This is a genomic window from Cesiribacter andamanensis AMV16 (assembly GCF_000348925.1).
GTDB lineage: Bacteria > Bacteroidota > Bacteroidia > Cytophagales > Cyclobacteriaceae > Cesiribacter > Cesiribacter andamanensis.
On the sequence record NZ_AODQ01000120.1, the window covers coordinates 1 to 13688 of the forward strand.

A 13688-nucleotide genomic window follows, 5' to 3' on the forward strand; every position below is an offset into this window, starting at 1 on the left:
GCTGGTGAACGAGATCATGCTGGAGCCTCGCTGGGATGAGCAGGAGTTTGCCCGCCTGAAGCAGGCGCAGCTTAACCGCATCCAGCAGGCCGAGGCCAATCCCGATGTAGTTGCCTCTGATATCTACAACAAACTGCTGTACGGTCCTGAGCACATTATGGCCAAAAGCCTGAGAGGCACCAAAGAAAGCCTAAGCGCCATTAGCCTGGATGATCTTAAGGCGTATTACCAGGCCAATTTCTCCCCTTCTGTGGCCTCTTATCACCTGGTGGGCATGGTAGACAGAGAAGGCATACTGGAAGCCCTGCAGCCCCTTGCTCAAAACTGGCAGGCCAAGACCATCAGCACCCCTACCTACACAGCTAAAGCACCTCTGAGCACCTCAGCCTTATACTTTGTGGATGTACCCGGCGCCAAGCAGTCGGTGATCCGCATTGGCAGATTGGCCGATATGAGCAAGCCAGAGAATTATATAGCCGCCAACGTGGTGAACTACCACCTGGGTGCCGGCTCAGGGGGCCTGCTGTTCCGTATTCTGCGGGAAGAAAAAGGCTATACCTATGGCGCCTACAGTGGCTTTAGCCGCTATGTACAGGCTCCCGGTAGCTTCACTGCCTCCTCTTCGGTACAATCAAACGTAACCAAAGAAGCGGTAGAGACCTTTAAGACCATACTGGAGCAGTATGGAGAAAACTACGGAGAGGCCGAACTGGAAAAAACCAAGCAGGCGCTGCTGCGCCAGGATGCCCGTGCGTATGAGACCCCCTACCAGAAGCTGTCGGTACTGCATACCATCAGCACCTTTAACATGCCCAAGGATTATATGCAGCGCAACCAAAGCCTGATCCGCAACATGGACCTGCAGAACAGCAAAGCCCTTATCAGACAGTACATGAACCCCTCTCAAATGGTATTTCTGGTTGTGGGTGATGCGCAGTCGCAACTGAGCCGTATGAGTGAGCTTGGGCTAGGCAAGCCCATTGTACTGGATCGCAATGGCGCCCCTGCCCCGGCGCAGAAGGCCCATACACCTGAGGCAGGCAAAAAAGCAAACTAGCCTCCTATTACTCACAAAAGAGCTCTGCCCACCAGCAGGGCTCTTTTTTTAACCTTAAAGTAGGCTATTTCGTAGGTATGTACATGATAAAACGGACCCCTGTGTATAATCTTCCGCTTTCGGAGCGGCCCAGCATGCAGTTCATTGAGCGCATAGCCGGCCTGATGGATTCCCGCTTTCAACTGCCCGGCACGCGCTTTCGCTTCGGGCTGGACCCCATCATCGGGCTCATACCCGTGGTGGGCGATGTAGCGGGATTTGCCGTTTCGGGCGCTCTTATCCTGTACATGATCCGCTTTGGGGCCAGCCGGGAGCTGGTTTTTAAAATGCTGGGCAATGCGGTACTGGATGCCACCATTGGCAGCATACCGCTGATCGGTTGGGTATTTGATGCCTCCTACAAAGCAAACAAGCGCAATATTCGGCTGCTGAAGGAGCACTACCATGAGGGCAAGCACCAAGGCAGCGGAACGGGCATGCTCATTACCGTGGCCCTTATTCTGCTGGTGTTACTGGTGTTGCTGATCTGGGGTCTGGTAGCGCTGAGCCGCTGGCTGATTGGCCTTTTTCAATGATCGGGGCGGGCGCGGCGCTGCACCCGTATAATCTCCGGACCGGCTTTGGTTGTGCCATTTTGGTGCTGGTGGCGCTCTCCCGTTTTATCCCTGGCACCTGCAGGCGAACGGTCTTTTCCGGTAGCAGCTTTGTGTTTAGCGGAAGAATCTTTTTTGGCAGTAGACTTGTACTTCTCTTCCTTTCCGCCCACACGGCGGGCATGGGCACTGGGGGTCATCTCGTGCCCGTAGCGGCGGGCATATACCTGCGTAAACTCTGCCCCAAAGAACAGGATCAGGCAGGAATACGACACCCATAACAGGATCAGGATTACCGATCCTGCAGCGCCATAGGCCGAGGCCGGCTCGGCATTCCCGAAATATAAGCCCAGCGCAAACTTACCGATGATAAACAACACTGCCGTTACGGCTGCTCCTGTCCATACGGTTTTCCAGCCAATCTCAACATCGGGCAGAATCTTATACATCATGGCAAAAAGCAGGGTAATGATCCCAAACGAAACCAGAAAGTTTACAGCAAAGAATACATAAAGCAGGTAGCTGGGCAGATGCTCCTGGATAAACTCGCTTAACACAGACAGAAAGGTTGTCAGCAGCAGCGAGATCAGCAGCAGAAAGCCAATGACCAGGATTACGCCAAAGGACGATACGCGGTCTTTCACCAGTTTTTTAATGCCGGCATCCTCCTTAGCTTCCACATCCCATACAATGTTAAGAGATTGCTGCAGCTGGTAAAAGACCCCTGTGGCACCAAAAAGCAGTACGGCCACCCCTATAATGGTAGCCCAGATAGAGCTTTGCTGCTGGTAGGCATTGGAGATCATGGTTTCTACCCCTTTAGCCGCATCTGCGCCGATCATGTCGCCAATTTGGGTAGATAACTCCCCCTGCACAGCCTCCTGGCCAAAAAAGGAGCCTGCAATGGTAATAACAATAATCAGCAGGGCCGGTAGGCTGAAAATGGCATAGTAAGCCACAACAGCACTCTGCCGCCAGGGGTCATCGGCATTCCACTCCTTGTAGGTTTCCTTTAGTAAACTGGGGAGATGTTTCCACTTAAACGATTCCGTAGCCATAATAAGGGTATAAGGTACCCTAAAAAAACTGGCGCGGCTACAAAATGTTTAATACGCAGATTTGGCAGCGTTGCTGAGCTTCTGGCGAATGGTAAGGGAGATATTCTGATAATGGTGCATCAGTTCCCGCAGAATATCGGCATATTCCTGCTGCGTTCCTTCTCCGCTTTTGGAGCGGCTCTCCATCGTTTCCAGCAGCTCGGCAGAGGGGTAGGCCCCAACGTTCTTGAAGGAAGATTTGAGCTTGTGCGCCAGCTTGTTGATCATATCACTGTCTACCATGATCACAGCTGTGGATAATTTATCCAGATCTTCCCGTACGCTGCGTACAAACAATTCCAGAAATTCAGAGAGTGCATCCTTATCATCCAGCAATACGGGGCTCAGGCTGTCCAGGTCCAGCAGGGGCTGGGTCTTGATCAGCTCCCGGCGAAGCTTTTCATCGATGATGGGTCCTGTTTTGTCCAGCTGCCGCACCAGGGCTGCAAAAAGAGCATCCTCATTGATGGGCTTGGTCAGGTAGTCATCCATGCCGTGGCTCAGCGCCTTGTGCCGGGTTTCTTCAAAGGCATCGGCCGATATGCAGATAACAGGGGTCTTGTGGTTGGGGTTAGCTGCGGTACGGATCTTTTTAAGGGCTTCCAGGCCATCCATCACCGGCATCTGAAGGTCCATCAGGATGAGGTCGTACTTGTGCTGGCGCGACTTTTCTACCACCTCTATGCCATTGTTGGCCAGCTCTACCTGAATGTTCCAGGATGAAAGCAGCTGCCGGGCATAAAACTGGTTCATGGAATTGTCTTCGGCAAGCAGCACACTTACGCCGCTCAGGTCTGATGCCTGCATGGCCTTGGGGTGTAGGGTTACAGGGGGCTGCTCATGGCAAATTGTAAAGGGCAGCTCAAAGCTAAAGGTAGAGCCCAGGCCAATCACACTTTCTACTTCAATATTACCCCCCATCAGATTTACCAGCTTCTGGGAGATGGCCAGCCCAAGGCCGGTTCCGGATTTGGCCAGGGTATCCTCCCCTGCCTGCAGCTGGTTAAACTGCTCAAAAATAAACTGGATCTTCTCAGAGGGAATTCCAATGCCGGTATCGCTCACACTGAAGCGCACCACCGCCTGCTCGGCCTTTCGTTTTACCAGCTCGGCCCGTACAGTTACGCGTCCCCTTTTGGTAAACTTGATGGCATTGCCCGTCAGGTTCATCAGTACCTGGTTCAGACGTACGGAATCACCCTGCAACAGGGGGGGAATATCCTCATCCACATGAGCCTGAACCTCCAGCTTGCGCTCGCCGGCATACAATTTAACAAAGTTTACATGCTTGCGCACCAGGTCCCGCACATCAAAGCCGGAGAGCGTAATGCTCAATTTTCCGGCTTCTATTTTAGAGAGGTCCAGAATATCATTTACAATGGTCAGCAGGTTTTCTGCCGAGAAGCGGATGGCTTCTACATTTTCCCGCACCATGGAGGATAGCGACCGCTCCTTAAGCAGCAGCCTGGAAAGGCCCATGATAATGTTCATGGGGGTGCGGATCTCATGGCTCATGCTGGAGAGAAACTCCGATTTGAGCTTGGCCGTATGCTCGGCCGCTTCCTTGGCTTTTTTGTGTACCTCCTGCTCATGGCGGTCGCTGATGTCCCGGATCAGGGTTATTACCTCCCCCATATTCAGGCGTGTAACTCTGAACTCCTGCAGGCTGATACGACCGGTAGGCGCTCCGCTGGACCATTCAAAGGTTGTGGGACGTCCGCTGGCGAGGGTGGTTTTGGCAGCATCCAGAAGCTTTACAGCCAGTTTAGGCGCCATCAGGCGACCCAGCGGCTGCCCGATGTAGCGCTGCTGTTCGCCCTCGTCAAAGCCTTCGGCAGCAGGCGAAGGCCTGAAATCAAGACAGGTACCCTCCAGATTAAAGCGCAGGATCTGATCAGGCACCCCATCGAGCAGGGCCTGGTGCTGCCCCTGGCTGGCTTGCAGGCTGTTGAGGATCTCGCGGTTTACCGAGAGCATGTTGTAGCCGATAAGTAACGTTGTGCCTAAGGCAAGCAGCAGGGTAATGCTGTGATCAAAGGCCAGCATATCGGCCGGCATATGAAGATAGGCCGCCTGTGCCGGCATTAAAAACAGGATGCCCAGGAGGCAGGTTACCGACAGGAACATGTAAAAATACATCTCCCTGCGGGCGGCAGCCGGCAGAATGGTAATGCCGGCAATGGCTACCGGAAAGTAAAGATAATGCGTTCCTGATGCCTTGCCTACCAAAACGGTAAGCATCAGCAAACCAATATTTGCCGTCAGCAGCATTACATGTGTGGCAGCGGTAAGTTTATGGGAAAGGGTGAGGTATAAGGCAAAAGAGATCAGCACCAGCACCGGCAGAATAGCCAGCGCCAGCATATAGTAGCCCAAAACTGCATAGAGGAGCGAGAAGGCAAGGCATGTAAAAATGCCCACCAGGCAATACCTGCTGGTAAGTGCCTTTCTTCTTACATCGTCCAGATGCGCCGTTTTGGCTGAGAGGAGTAGTTTATTCAGTACAGATAAAGGCATGTATGGCCTGTTACTTCGAGCCAATTTATAAAATGTTCTACAAATAATACTAACAAACAGATTATTCTGTGCGGGCATTCTGGTGTAAGAATAAGGACTCAAAATAGTGAATACATCTGGAGTTTCTGGAAAACCTCTCCTAACTCGCCCGGCTTGAATCAGAATTTGCTACGGATTATTCTGTACAATAAAGGCATCAGCTAGCTGCAATAATCTGTTTATCTGATAGCTAATTAAGGTAATATTACAGCCTTTTTCTGGAATATCATAGTAAGAAAGCAGCTGATTACAAGACTTATTTTTTTCTAATTCTCCACGGGTGAGCGTACACGCAGCAGCATGTAAGGTTTACGGCAAATACAATCTATTTTAGAGCAGAAACTAAACCGCTGGTGCTGCGTAACCTTAAAATAAAAAGAATTATGAGCACAATCTTACCTCTAACCCTCCAGTATAACCTGCTAAGCAAAGGGTCTCGGGCTGCCGCCGACTTTAGTACCCGCTATTTGTTAAGAAAGGGATGGGGGGTATTCTCTCGCAAATCTCCCCCTGTAAATCCTGCTGAACCTGGCGTACTCTGGAGTGAGGCCATTATTTACGGGGCCCTGGCCGGTGCCGTAGCCGGCATTATTGGGGTGGTAGCCAGGCGATTAGCTGCCGAAGGTTGGAGAAAATATGTAGGTCCCCGCCCGGGCGATACCGACTTGTAAGGAATTCCCTAAAATGGAGCAGTTTTAGGGTTTGATATCCGTTTTATTTCTGAACCGAAACCCGTAATATGAAATAAAATACCGGTATCATGAAGAGAAAACAAATGCTCAACACCCTTGTACAGCTGGCAACCATTGATAATGAGCTGGCTGGGCGTGAAAGTTCATGGCTTACGCAATTGGGGGGAAAGCTCGGATTAACAGCTGAAGAGATCGCAACGGCCTTCAGAAGTCCCATGGCTCCCCCTAATTTTACGTATCTGGCCGAAGAAGAACGCTTCGAATACCTCTACAATCTCATTCAGCTGATGAAGGTTGATGGTAAGGTTTTTAGCAGTGAAATCACTTTTTGTGAGCGCGTGGCCTCCCGCCTTGGGTATAAAAGCGGTGTGGTAAGGGCGCTCTCCTCGCATATATACAGCGACCCCTCCATCACGGCCGACCGCCTGATGCTGCAACAGAAGGCCAATCGCTACCTGCAGGCCTCATGAAGTACCCACCCTATAACTTCCAGTAAAATAGAAGGTTAGCCCGGCTTATCTTCTATTTTACTAAAAGTTTGGGATCCCCTTCTGCAATCCGAAACCTTCTGACGGTGCAAATACGTTATATGAGGGCGCTCCCTCCTTTTTTAATCTAACGCGCGTCAACTACCCCCTTGAAACGACCAAAAGTTCGGCTACGCAGACCCAGGGTCAGAATCCGCTGGCGTAAGAACTCCAGCTGGTGGGCTGTAGGCGTAGCGGTGGCTTTTTTTGTTTCGCTCTTTGCCCTGCATGTGGTGCTCATGCGCCATGCCGAATCCATTGTGCGCGGCATTCTGGACAACCGGGTGCGACAGGCCACCGAGGGCCTGTACAGCTCGGAGTTCGACCGTATTGAGCTTAGCTACACCAGCAAAGACCTGATCATCCACAACCTGCGCTTTTACCCCGACTCAACTCAGCTGCAGGACGCCCAGGGAAACCAGCTGGAGCTGGCTTCGGCTTATGATATTCTTATCCCCGAGCTGCGCATTGAGGGGATAGCCCTGCGACGAGCTTACCTGGAAAAAGAGCTGAAACTGGACCGCCTCCACATAGGCCGCCCGCAGATCAAGCTTTTCGTAGATTTCGATAAGAATGCCCTCTCCGCCGATTCGCTCCTAAAACAGGACATCAACAAACGGCTTGCCCCTTTCTTTAAAGCCATCTATGCACAAAAGGTAGAACTGGAGGGGGGGCAGATCGATCTCAGAACCACCAAAAACGGACGCAGGAGCCATATTAAAACCACCATGCAGCTGGAAGCCTGGCAGCTGGCCGTTAAAACCGCCCTGCAGCCCCAGGACCGTAACTGGCTGGATGTGGAGCGTTTCCTGTTTGGCACCGGCACAGCCCTGGGCTATCTGGCAGATGATACCTACCAGCTGCGCCTGAATGGAATATCGGCCAGCAGTGCAGATTCCTCTTTCTTTATACAGGGCTTTCAGCTGCTACCCACCGCGGATGTGCCCAGCCTGCTGCTGCGCAAGCCCGACCTGGACCATATCTATACCATCCGCATTCCGCAACTTTATACCTACGGGCTAAATTTTGATGCTTTGTATAATCAGCAGAACTTTCTGGCCAGCGAGATCACCCTCTTCTCCCCCAGCCTGCAGCTCTATGATGCCAAGGCCCGCCCAAGCGGAGAAAAGGAAAACTTCAGGCCGGAAGACCTCTATCCGGTCATTGAAAAGGTACTGAACCAGATTGCGGTTGCCAAGATAAACGTGCGCCATGGCCGGGCTATGGTTCGCAACCGGGAAGAAAGCTACCTGACCAACTTCAGCGTCAGCATACGCGAAGCCCTGGTCCACAATTTCAAGATCGATTCGGCTGCCCGGTACCAGAAGGATAAACTCTTTTTTGCCGACAGCCTGCAGGTACGCCTGCGCAACTACCAGTTGCGCCTCTCTGACAATCTGCACCTGCTGCGGGCCGATGAGCTGGACATTAATAGTAACCACTCCAGCATAAGCGCCAAAAACCTACGGCTGGAGCCCGACACCCTTAGCCGGCTGCAAAAGAACAGTGCCGCCCTTTACCAGGTAGCGGTACCGGATCTGCAGCTCAGTGGCATAAATCTGCACGAGCTCTACAACAATAACCAGCTGCAGATCGACAGCCTGCTGGTGTCTTCCCCCACTGTACGCTATACCCGCCAGTCCCTGGCTGAAAAAAAAGAGCAGAAGGGCGAAAATGCTTTCAAGCAGGAAGATCTCTACGGCCTTATCTCCGACTACCTGTATTCACTTCACATCAACCGGCTTTCCATTGATAGCGGTACGGTGTCGCTCAACAAAACTATTTCCGATAGTGTAGAGGTCTTTACCACCCGGGTGCAGTATGCCCATCTCTGGAACCTGCTCATCGACTCTACCAGTGCCTACCGGCTTAATAAACTCTTTTATGCCGATAATTTTGACCTGCGCATCTCCGACTATAAGCACCAGCTGCCCGATGGCATCCACCAGGTAGAAGCCCGAAGCATTGATATCTCTACCCTAAAGGACCACATCCTGCTTACGGGGGTGCGCCTATACAATCTGCCCGGGCATCGCTACCCCTTTCCGCAGGTACAGCATCAGCAAACCCCTACCCTGCTGCTGATTGATGTGCCCCGGCTTGAACTTAACGGTGTGGATATATTAAATGCCTATCTGACCAAAAAACTGGAGGTACAGCAGGTGCTTATGCCCAGTCCTACGCTGCACATTGCCTCCCGCCTAAAGAAAAAGGAGCAAAACGAGCGGGAGATCATCAGCAGCCGGGCGCTCTATGACCTGATCTCAGATTTCAGCGAGTCGGTGAATGTGCAAAACCTGCGGCTTACCGATGCCGAAATCCTCACCGCCTTTTACGCTCCCAATGGCCTGCTTCAGCTAAACAGCAGCAATGCCTCGGTGAGCATTGACAACTTCCGCTTTGATTCCTACACCTCCCAAAACCCTAAACGGCTCTTTTTTGCCGATGCCGTAACCGTAACCGCCCGGGACTTTATGGCCGATCTGCCGGATAGACGCTACCAGATCCGGGCCGACGAACTGCTGGCCTCTACCGCCACCAATTCGGTGGTTGCCGAAGGGGTACGCCTGCAGCAACCCGAGCAGGGGCTGAGTGAACAGGAGCTCCTGTTGCAGGGCAAAAAGGGCCTGCTATCCTTTAGTCTGCCCCGGGTACGGCTTACCGGTCTGGATTTTGACAAGGCCTACTACCAGGACCATCTCCAGATCGACAGCATTCTGGCTGAGGCCCCACAACTAAGCTACTACCAGTTTAGCCGCAGGGCACGGGAGCGGCGGCGCAGCAGCAGCCCCACCACCATACTGCCCCAGACATCGCTGTACGAGTCGCTCTCCCCCTTTCTGCAGCACCTGTCCGTAAAACATTTGCGCCTGCAGGAGGGCACCATACGCACTACCGCCTCCCGCAGGGGCGAGTCGGTCGAAAGCCTCTTTCTGGACAAGATCTCCATTTCGGTAAGTGATTTTGTGGTGGACAGCAGCGCCGAAAGCAACACCCAGCGCTTCTTTTATTCGGAAGATGTGCAGGTTCACATTGGCAAATACCTCTGGAACCTGCCCGACCGGGAGCACCAGGTAACCGCCAGCAACCTGCACCTGTCTACCCTTAATAACCTGATTCGGGCTTCTTCGGTAAAGCTGGAACCGGTGCCCGGGGCTCCCCTTACCGATACCGACGATCGCTATCACATTCTGGTGCCAGAGGTAGTGATGGTAGGTATTCCTTTTGATGATATTTTTGAAAAAGAAGAATTCAGGCTTCAGAAACTTGATCTGATCACTCCTGACATTGAGATCCGGCAGTACCGCTCCGGCCAGGCAGCCGAAATAAGCAGAAGAGACCGCAGCCTGCCCGAACTACTATCGGCAGGCTTTAACCTGGTGCAGGTAGAAGATGCCAGCATTACCGATGGCCGGCTGCGCTATGTACGCTATGGCAGTGGAGCACCGGTAGACATGCAGTTTCCACAGCTGAAGGCCCGGCTCAGCAACTTTAGCATACGGGGAGGCAGAAGTCTGGCAGACCCCCGCCCCTTCTTTTCCGACAACCTGGAGGTAATCATCAGCAACTGGAAGCGCCTGCTGCCCGATAGCCTGCACTGGCTTGAGGCCGGTAGCCTGTACTTTTCGGCTAAGGATAGTCTCTTCAGAGCCAGCCAGCTCAGGGTCTATCCCGATCTGGCCATTCCGGCCAGGCCAGGCAAGGCCCAGCTGCGGGCAGCTGTACCCGAGCTGCTCGTCTCCGGTCTGGACTACCAGAAGCTTTCCTCCGATTCGCTGGTCATGCGCAGCCTGGAGATCATGAGACCCCATATAGACCTGCTGCAACCCGCCCAAAAAGAAGAGAAGGGCTCTACAAGGGGTGCAGCTGCTAGTCCGCCTGCTGCCCTTATGAGCCTGATTGCCTCTGACAGCATAGTGCTGCGGCAGGGTACACTGGTACTGCGCTCCCCCTCCGCTACCGACACCAGCCGCCTGGAGCTCAATAACATTTATGTGACCGCCGCCGGCTTTCACTACGATAGTCTTCAGCAGCACAACTCTGAACGTCTGCTGTATTCCGATTACCTGGTTGCCGGGCTAAAGAATTATAAGGCCCAGCTGGGGGGAGGTTTTTATGAGATAGAAGCCAAAGAGGTGGGCATCAGCAGCACCAGCAGCACCCTCTGGGCCGATTCCATCCGCATTACCCCTACCATGGACCGGGCCACCTTTGCCCGCCGCAAAGGCATTGAAACCGATCAGTATGTATTCCGCAACCGCCGCCTGGAGGTGCAGAACCTGGACCTCCGCAAACTGGTCTATGACAAAAGCATAGAAGCCGATCGCCTGCTGGTGGATGGCTTTGCCCTTTTCCTGTACCGGGACAAGCGGCAGCCCTACCCCGAAAACCGCCGGCCCAAGATGCCTCAGGAACTCATGCGCAACAGCAGCTGGAAGATCAACATTGGCCAGATTGATTTTACAAGCGGCTATATTGCCTATTCTGAACAGGTGAAGGGAGCAAGAGAAGCAGGCTTTGTAGACCTTACGCAGGTAGAAGCCCATGCCAATACTTTAACGAACCATCCGGCACGGCTGCAGGCCGGACATATCACCAACTTTACGTTTCAGGCGCGGCTGATGGGCGAGGGCAGCCTGAAGGCCCATTTTGAGATCCCGATGGGCGATACCCTCAACCGGCATAAATACTGGGGATCGCTGGAGGGCATGCCGCTCTCAGCCTTTAACCCCATGCTTGAAAAAACATCCGCTCTGAGCATCCGGAGCGGAGAGGTTGATCACATCACCTTTCAGGTAGAGGCTGATAAGGAATCGGCAGCAGGCAGTATGGAGTTTGGCTACGATAATTTAAAAGTATCGCTGGTCAATAAACGAACGGGCAAACCGGGCGGCCTTTTCCATCGGGTGGGCTCCGCGGTGGCCAATGCCTTTGTGCATAGCAGCAACACCGCCCTTAATGAAGATGAAGCCCTGCGCAAAGGCAAGATTGAATACGAGCGGGATGAACAGCGCTCCATTGTCAACTACTGGGTAAAGACGCTGATGGACGGCTTTAAAAGCAGCATTGGCCTGTAGTGCAGCGGAAATTCTTGCAGGGCTCCCCCACCCCAATTACAGGCGGGAATAGCTGTAGCCAGCCTGCCACCTCTCTAATGCATCAGCTTAAAAACCAGCTCCTTCAGGATCTGCCCGTCTGAGATGCTGCCGCCAATAATACCTTTGGATTGAAGATCGGCCTGATGGATCCAGCTGATATTCTGCACTACCTTCTGAGGAGGGTAATTGCGCAGGGCCGGCAGGTACTCCTTTGCCACAAAGGGGTGCATACCGAGCACTTTGGCCACTTCCCCTTCGTGGTAAGCCTTCTGGTGGTGCAGCAGCAGCAGCTTGGAATAGTAGGAGAACAGAAATGCAATCACCAGAATGGCCGGGTTGCTTTTGGGGTTGCCTTCAAAGTACTGCACAATCTGGTTGGCCTTTACCACATCCCGCACCGCCAGGGCCTTTTGCAGCTCAAATGTATTGTACTCCTTGCTGATGCCCACGTACTTCTGCACCATGGCAGAGTCGATCTTCACCTTCTCGCTAAAGTTGAGCAGCAGTTTTTGCACTTCATTGGCCAGGCGGGACAGGTCATTGCCAATGTATTCGGCCAGCATATAGGCCGCTTTGGGGTCTACGGTGTTACCCGTGCTTTTGATGTGCTGCTCAATCCAGTCGGGCAGCTGGTTGTCATAGAGCTTTTTGGTTGTGACTACTACAGCATGCTTGTCCAGCACCTTGGCCAGAGCGCTGCGCCCGTCCAGGGTCTTGTATTTATGGCAAAAGACCAGAATGGTGCTGGGCAGGGGGTTCTTCACATAACTTTCCAGCAGGCGCTTACCCTCTTCCTTGGCCAGGTCGGGGATTTCCTGGGCTTCCTTCACCAGTACGACCTGCCGCTCCGACATCATGGGAAAACGACGGGCCTGGTTCAGGATGGTGGCCATGGGCGCATCTTTACCATAGAGCACCATTTGGTTGAATCCCTTTTCGCTTTCACTCAGCACCTGCTGCTCAATGTAATCCGATAGAAGATCGATATAGTACGGTTCATCCCCCTGCAGAAAATAAATGGGGGCAAGCTTGCCCGCCTTCATGTCCTGCAGAACCCCTTCAGGAGATGGACCGCTTGTGCCTCTAGACTTTGCCATTGCTGCAAAGTAATATATAGTGAGCGTTACAACCAAAAGGCCGGCCGCTGGTTATAAAAAAAGAATCTATCACCACCATGAGGAGTTCTTATCCGCTTGTGTTCAGACTCACAGCGTACCTCTTATTTTTATACTATTGGTCTACAGCCTTATTGCAGCCAGAAATCTGCTGTATCCGCTTGCCCTGGCGGTTTTGTTCTCCTATTTGCTTTACCCGGTCACCAGCTGGCTGGAAAAGATAGGGGTGCCCCGCATACTGGCCAACCTCATGGGCATACTGCTGGCCATGATTGTCTTGTCTACCTTTTTGTTTCTGCTCTACAAACAACTCTCCCTGCTGCTGGACGATGTACCCGCCCTGGCCCGGCAGGCGGAAGAAAACCTGGATTCGCTGCACCGCTATGTAGAGGCCAAGCTGGGCATTTCGGCTCAGAAGCAAAATGCCTGGGTAAAGGAACGGGTGGGCGATCTGTTCACCTCCGGATCGGAATTCATACAGGCGGCCTTTGCCGCTACGGCGGGCACGCTGGTAAAAATGGGGCTACTGCCGGTCTACATTTTCTTTATGCTTTACTACCGCAATAAATTCTTTCATTTTTTGCTGATGATGGTGCCAAATCGCTATCATGGCGAGCTGGTTAACTCACTTTTTCAGGCATCACAGGTTACCAAGCGCTACATGAGCGGTATTGTGGTGGTGGTCGCCATTCTGTGTGTGCTCAATTCGGTTGGCCTACTGATCGTGGGGGTGCGCTATGCGGTGCTGCTGGGCATCATTGCCGCCCTCATCAACTTTATCCCCTACTTTGGTACCCTCATCGGGGGGGCTGTACCCCTCACCTTTTCGCTGCTGATGATGGACAGCCCGCGCTATGCCCTGGGGGTTATTGTGCTGTTTATCATCATCCAGTTTCTGGAGAATAATATCCTTACTCCCAACATTGTAGGGGGTAATGTGAACATCAACCCC

Annotated in this window: 9 protein-coding genes; 6 read left to right on the plus strand and 3 right to left on the minus strand. The window is 52.8% G+C overall.

The window, feature by feature from the left end:
• Both ADICEAN_RS16930 and ADICEAN_RS16935 read left to right on the plus strand, forming a co-directional pair.
• Window positions 1-1057 (plus strand): M16 family metallopeptidase (locus ADICEAN_RS16930; RefSeq protein WP_161622725.1); only part of this gene is annotated, 1057 nt, incomplete at its 5' end.
• Between the two features lie 83 nt (window positions 1058-1140).
• Window positions 1141-1632 carry a DUF4112 domain-containing protein gene (locus ADICEAN_RS16935; protein WP_152426489.1) on the plus strand — a complete coding sequence of 164 codons (492 nt, stop codon included), beginning with the start codon at window positions 1141-1143 and terminating at the stop codon, window positions 1630-1632.
• On the opposite strand, the gene ADICEAN_RS16940 is transcribed toward ADICEAN_RS16935, so the two are convergent.
• Window positions 1626-2708 (minus strand): YihY/virulence factor BrkB family protein, encoded by a 1083-nt coding sequence (locus ADICEAN_RS16940; protein ID WP_009196872.1) that lies wholly within the window; start codon window positions 2706-2708, stop codon window positions 1626-1628. The two genes, ADICEAN_RS16935 and ADICEAN_RS16940, sit on opposite strands and share 7 nt — an antisense overlap.
• Before the next feature lie 48 nt (window positions 2709-2756).
• Window positions 2757-5264, minus strand: a complete 2508-nt coding sequence (locus ADICEAN_RS16945; RefSeq protein WP_009196873.1) for an ATP-binding protein — start codon at window positions 5262-5264, stop codon at window positions 2757-2759.
• 422 nt (window positions 5265-5686) lie between these two features.
• On the opposite strand from ADICEAN_RS16945, the gene ADICEAN_RS16950 reads away from it, so the two are divergent.
• From ADICEAN_RS16950 to ADICEAN_RS16960, 3 genes are all read left to right on the plus strand, one after another.
• Window positions 5687-5974 (plus strand): DUF4235 domain-containing protein, encoded by a 288-nt coding sequence (locus tag ADICEAN_RS16950; protein WP_009196874.1) that lies wholly within the window; start codon window positions 5687-5689, stop codon window positions 5972-5974.
• A gap of 89 nt (window positions 5975-6063) precedes the next feature.
• Entirely contained in the window at window positions 6064-6465 is a 402-nt protein-coding gene (locus tag ADICEAN_RS16955) for a TerB family tellurite resistance protein (protein ID WP_009196875.1), read from the plus strand.
• Window positions 6466-6632: 167 nt separating this feature from the next.
• Window positions 6633-11600: a hypothetical protein gene (locus ADICEAN_RS16960; RefSeq protein WP_152426490.1), complete on the plus strand. Its 4968-nt coding sequence runs from the start codon at window positions 6633-6635 to the stop codon at window positions 11598-11600.
• 74 nt (window positions 11601-11674) lie between these two features.
• On the opposite strand, the gene holA is transcribed toward ADICEAN_RS16960, so the two are convergent.
• Window positions 11675-12718 carry a DNA polymerase III subunit delta gene (gene holA, locus ADICEAN_RS16965; RefSeq protein WP_040397810.1) on the minus strand — a complete coding sequence of 348 codons (1044 nt, stop codon included), beginning with the start codon at window positions 12716-12718 and terminating at the stop codon, window positions 11675-11677.
• A gap of 19 nt (window positions 12719-12737) precedes the next feature.
• On the opposite strand from holA, the gene ADICEAN_RS21510 reads away from it, so the two are divergent.
• A partial coding sequence (locus ADICEAN_RS21510) for an AI-2E family transporter (protein WP_262486196.1) occupies window positions 12738-13688 on the plus strand: 951 nt, incomplete at its 3' end.

Excerpts from the sequence above, each read along its gene's own strand:
- ADICEAN_RS16950 (WP_009196874.1), top strand. The coding sequence starts at position 5,687 with ATGAGCACAATCTTACCTCTAACCCTCCAGTATAACCTGCTAAGCAAA.
- ADICEAN_RS16945 (WP_009196873.1), bottom strand. The coding sequence starts at position 5,264 with ATGCCTTTATCTGTACTGAATAAACTACTCCTCTCAGCCAAAACGGCG.
- holA (WP_040397810.1), bottom strand. The coding sequence starts at position 12,718 with ATGGCAAAGTCTAGAGGCACAAGCGGTCCATCTCCTGAAGGGGTTCTG.
- ADICEAN_RS16955 (WP_009196875.1), top strand. The coding sequence starts at position 6,064 with ATGAAGAGAAAACAAATGCTCAACACCCTTGTACAGCTGGCAACCATT.
- ADICEAN_RS16940 (WP_009196872.1), bottom strand. The coding sequence starts at position 2,708 with ATGGCTACGGAATCGTTTAAGTGGAAACATCTCCCCAGTTTACTAAAG.
- ADICEAN_RS16935 (WP_152426489.1), top strand. The coding sequence starts at position 1,141 with ATGATAAAACGGACCCCTGTGTATAATCTTCCGCTTTCGGAGCGGCCC.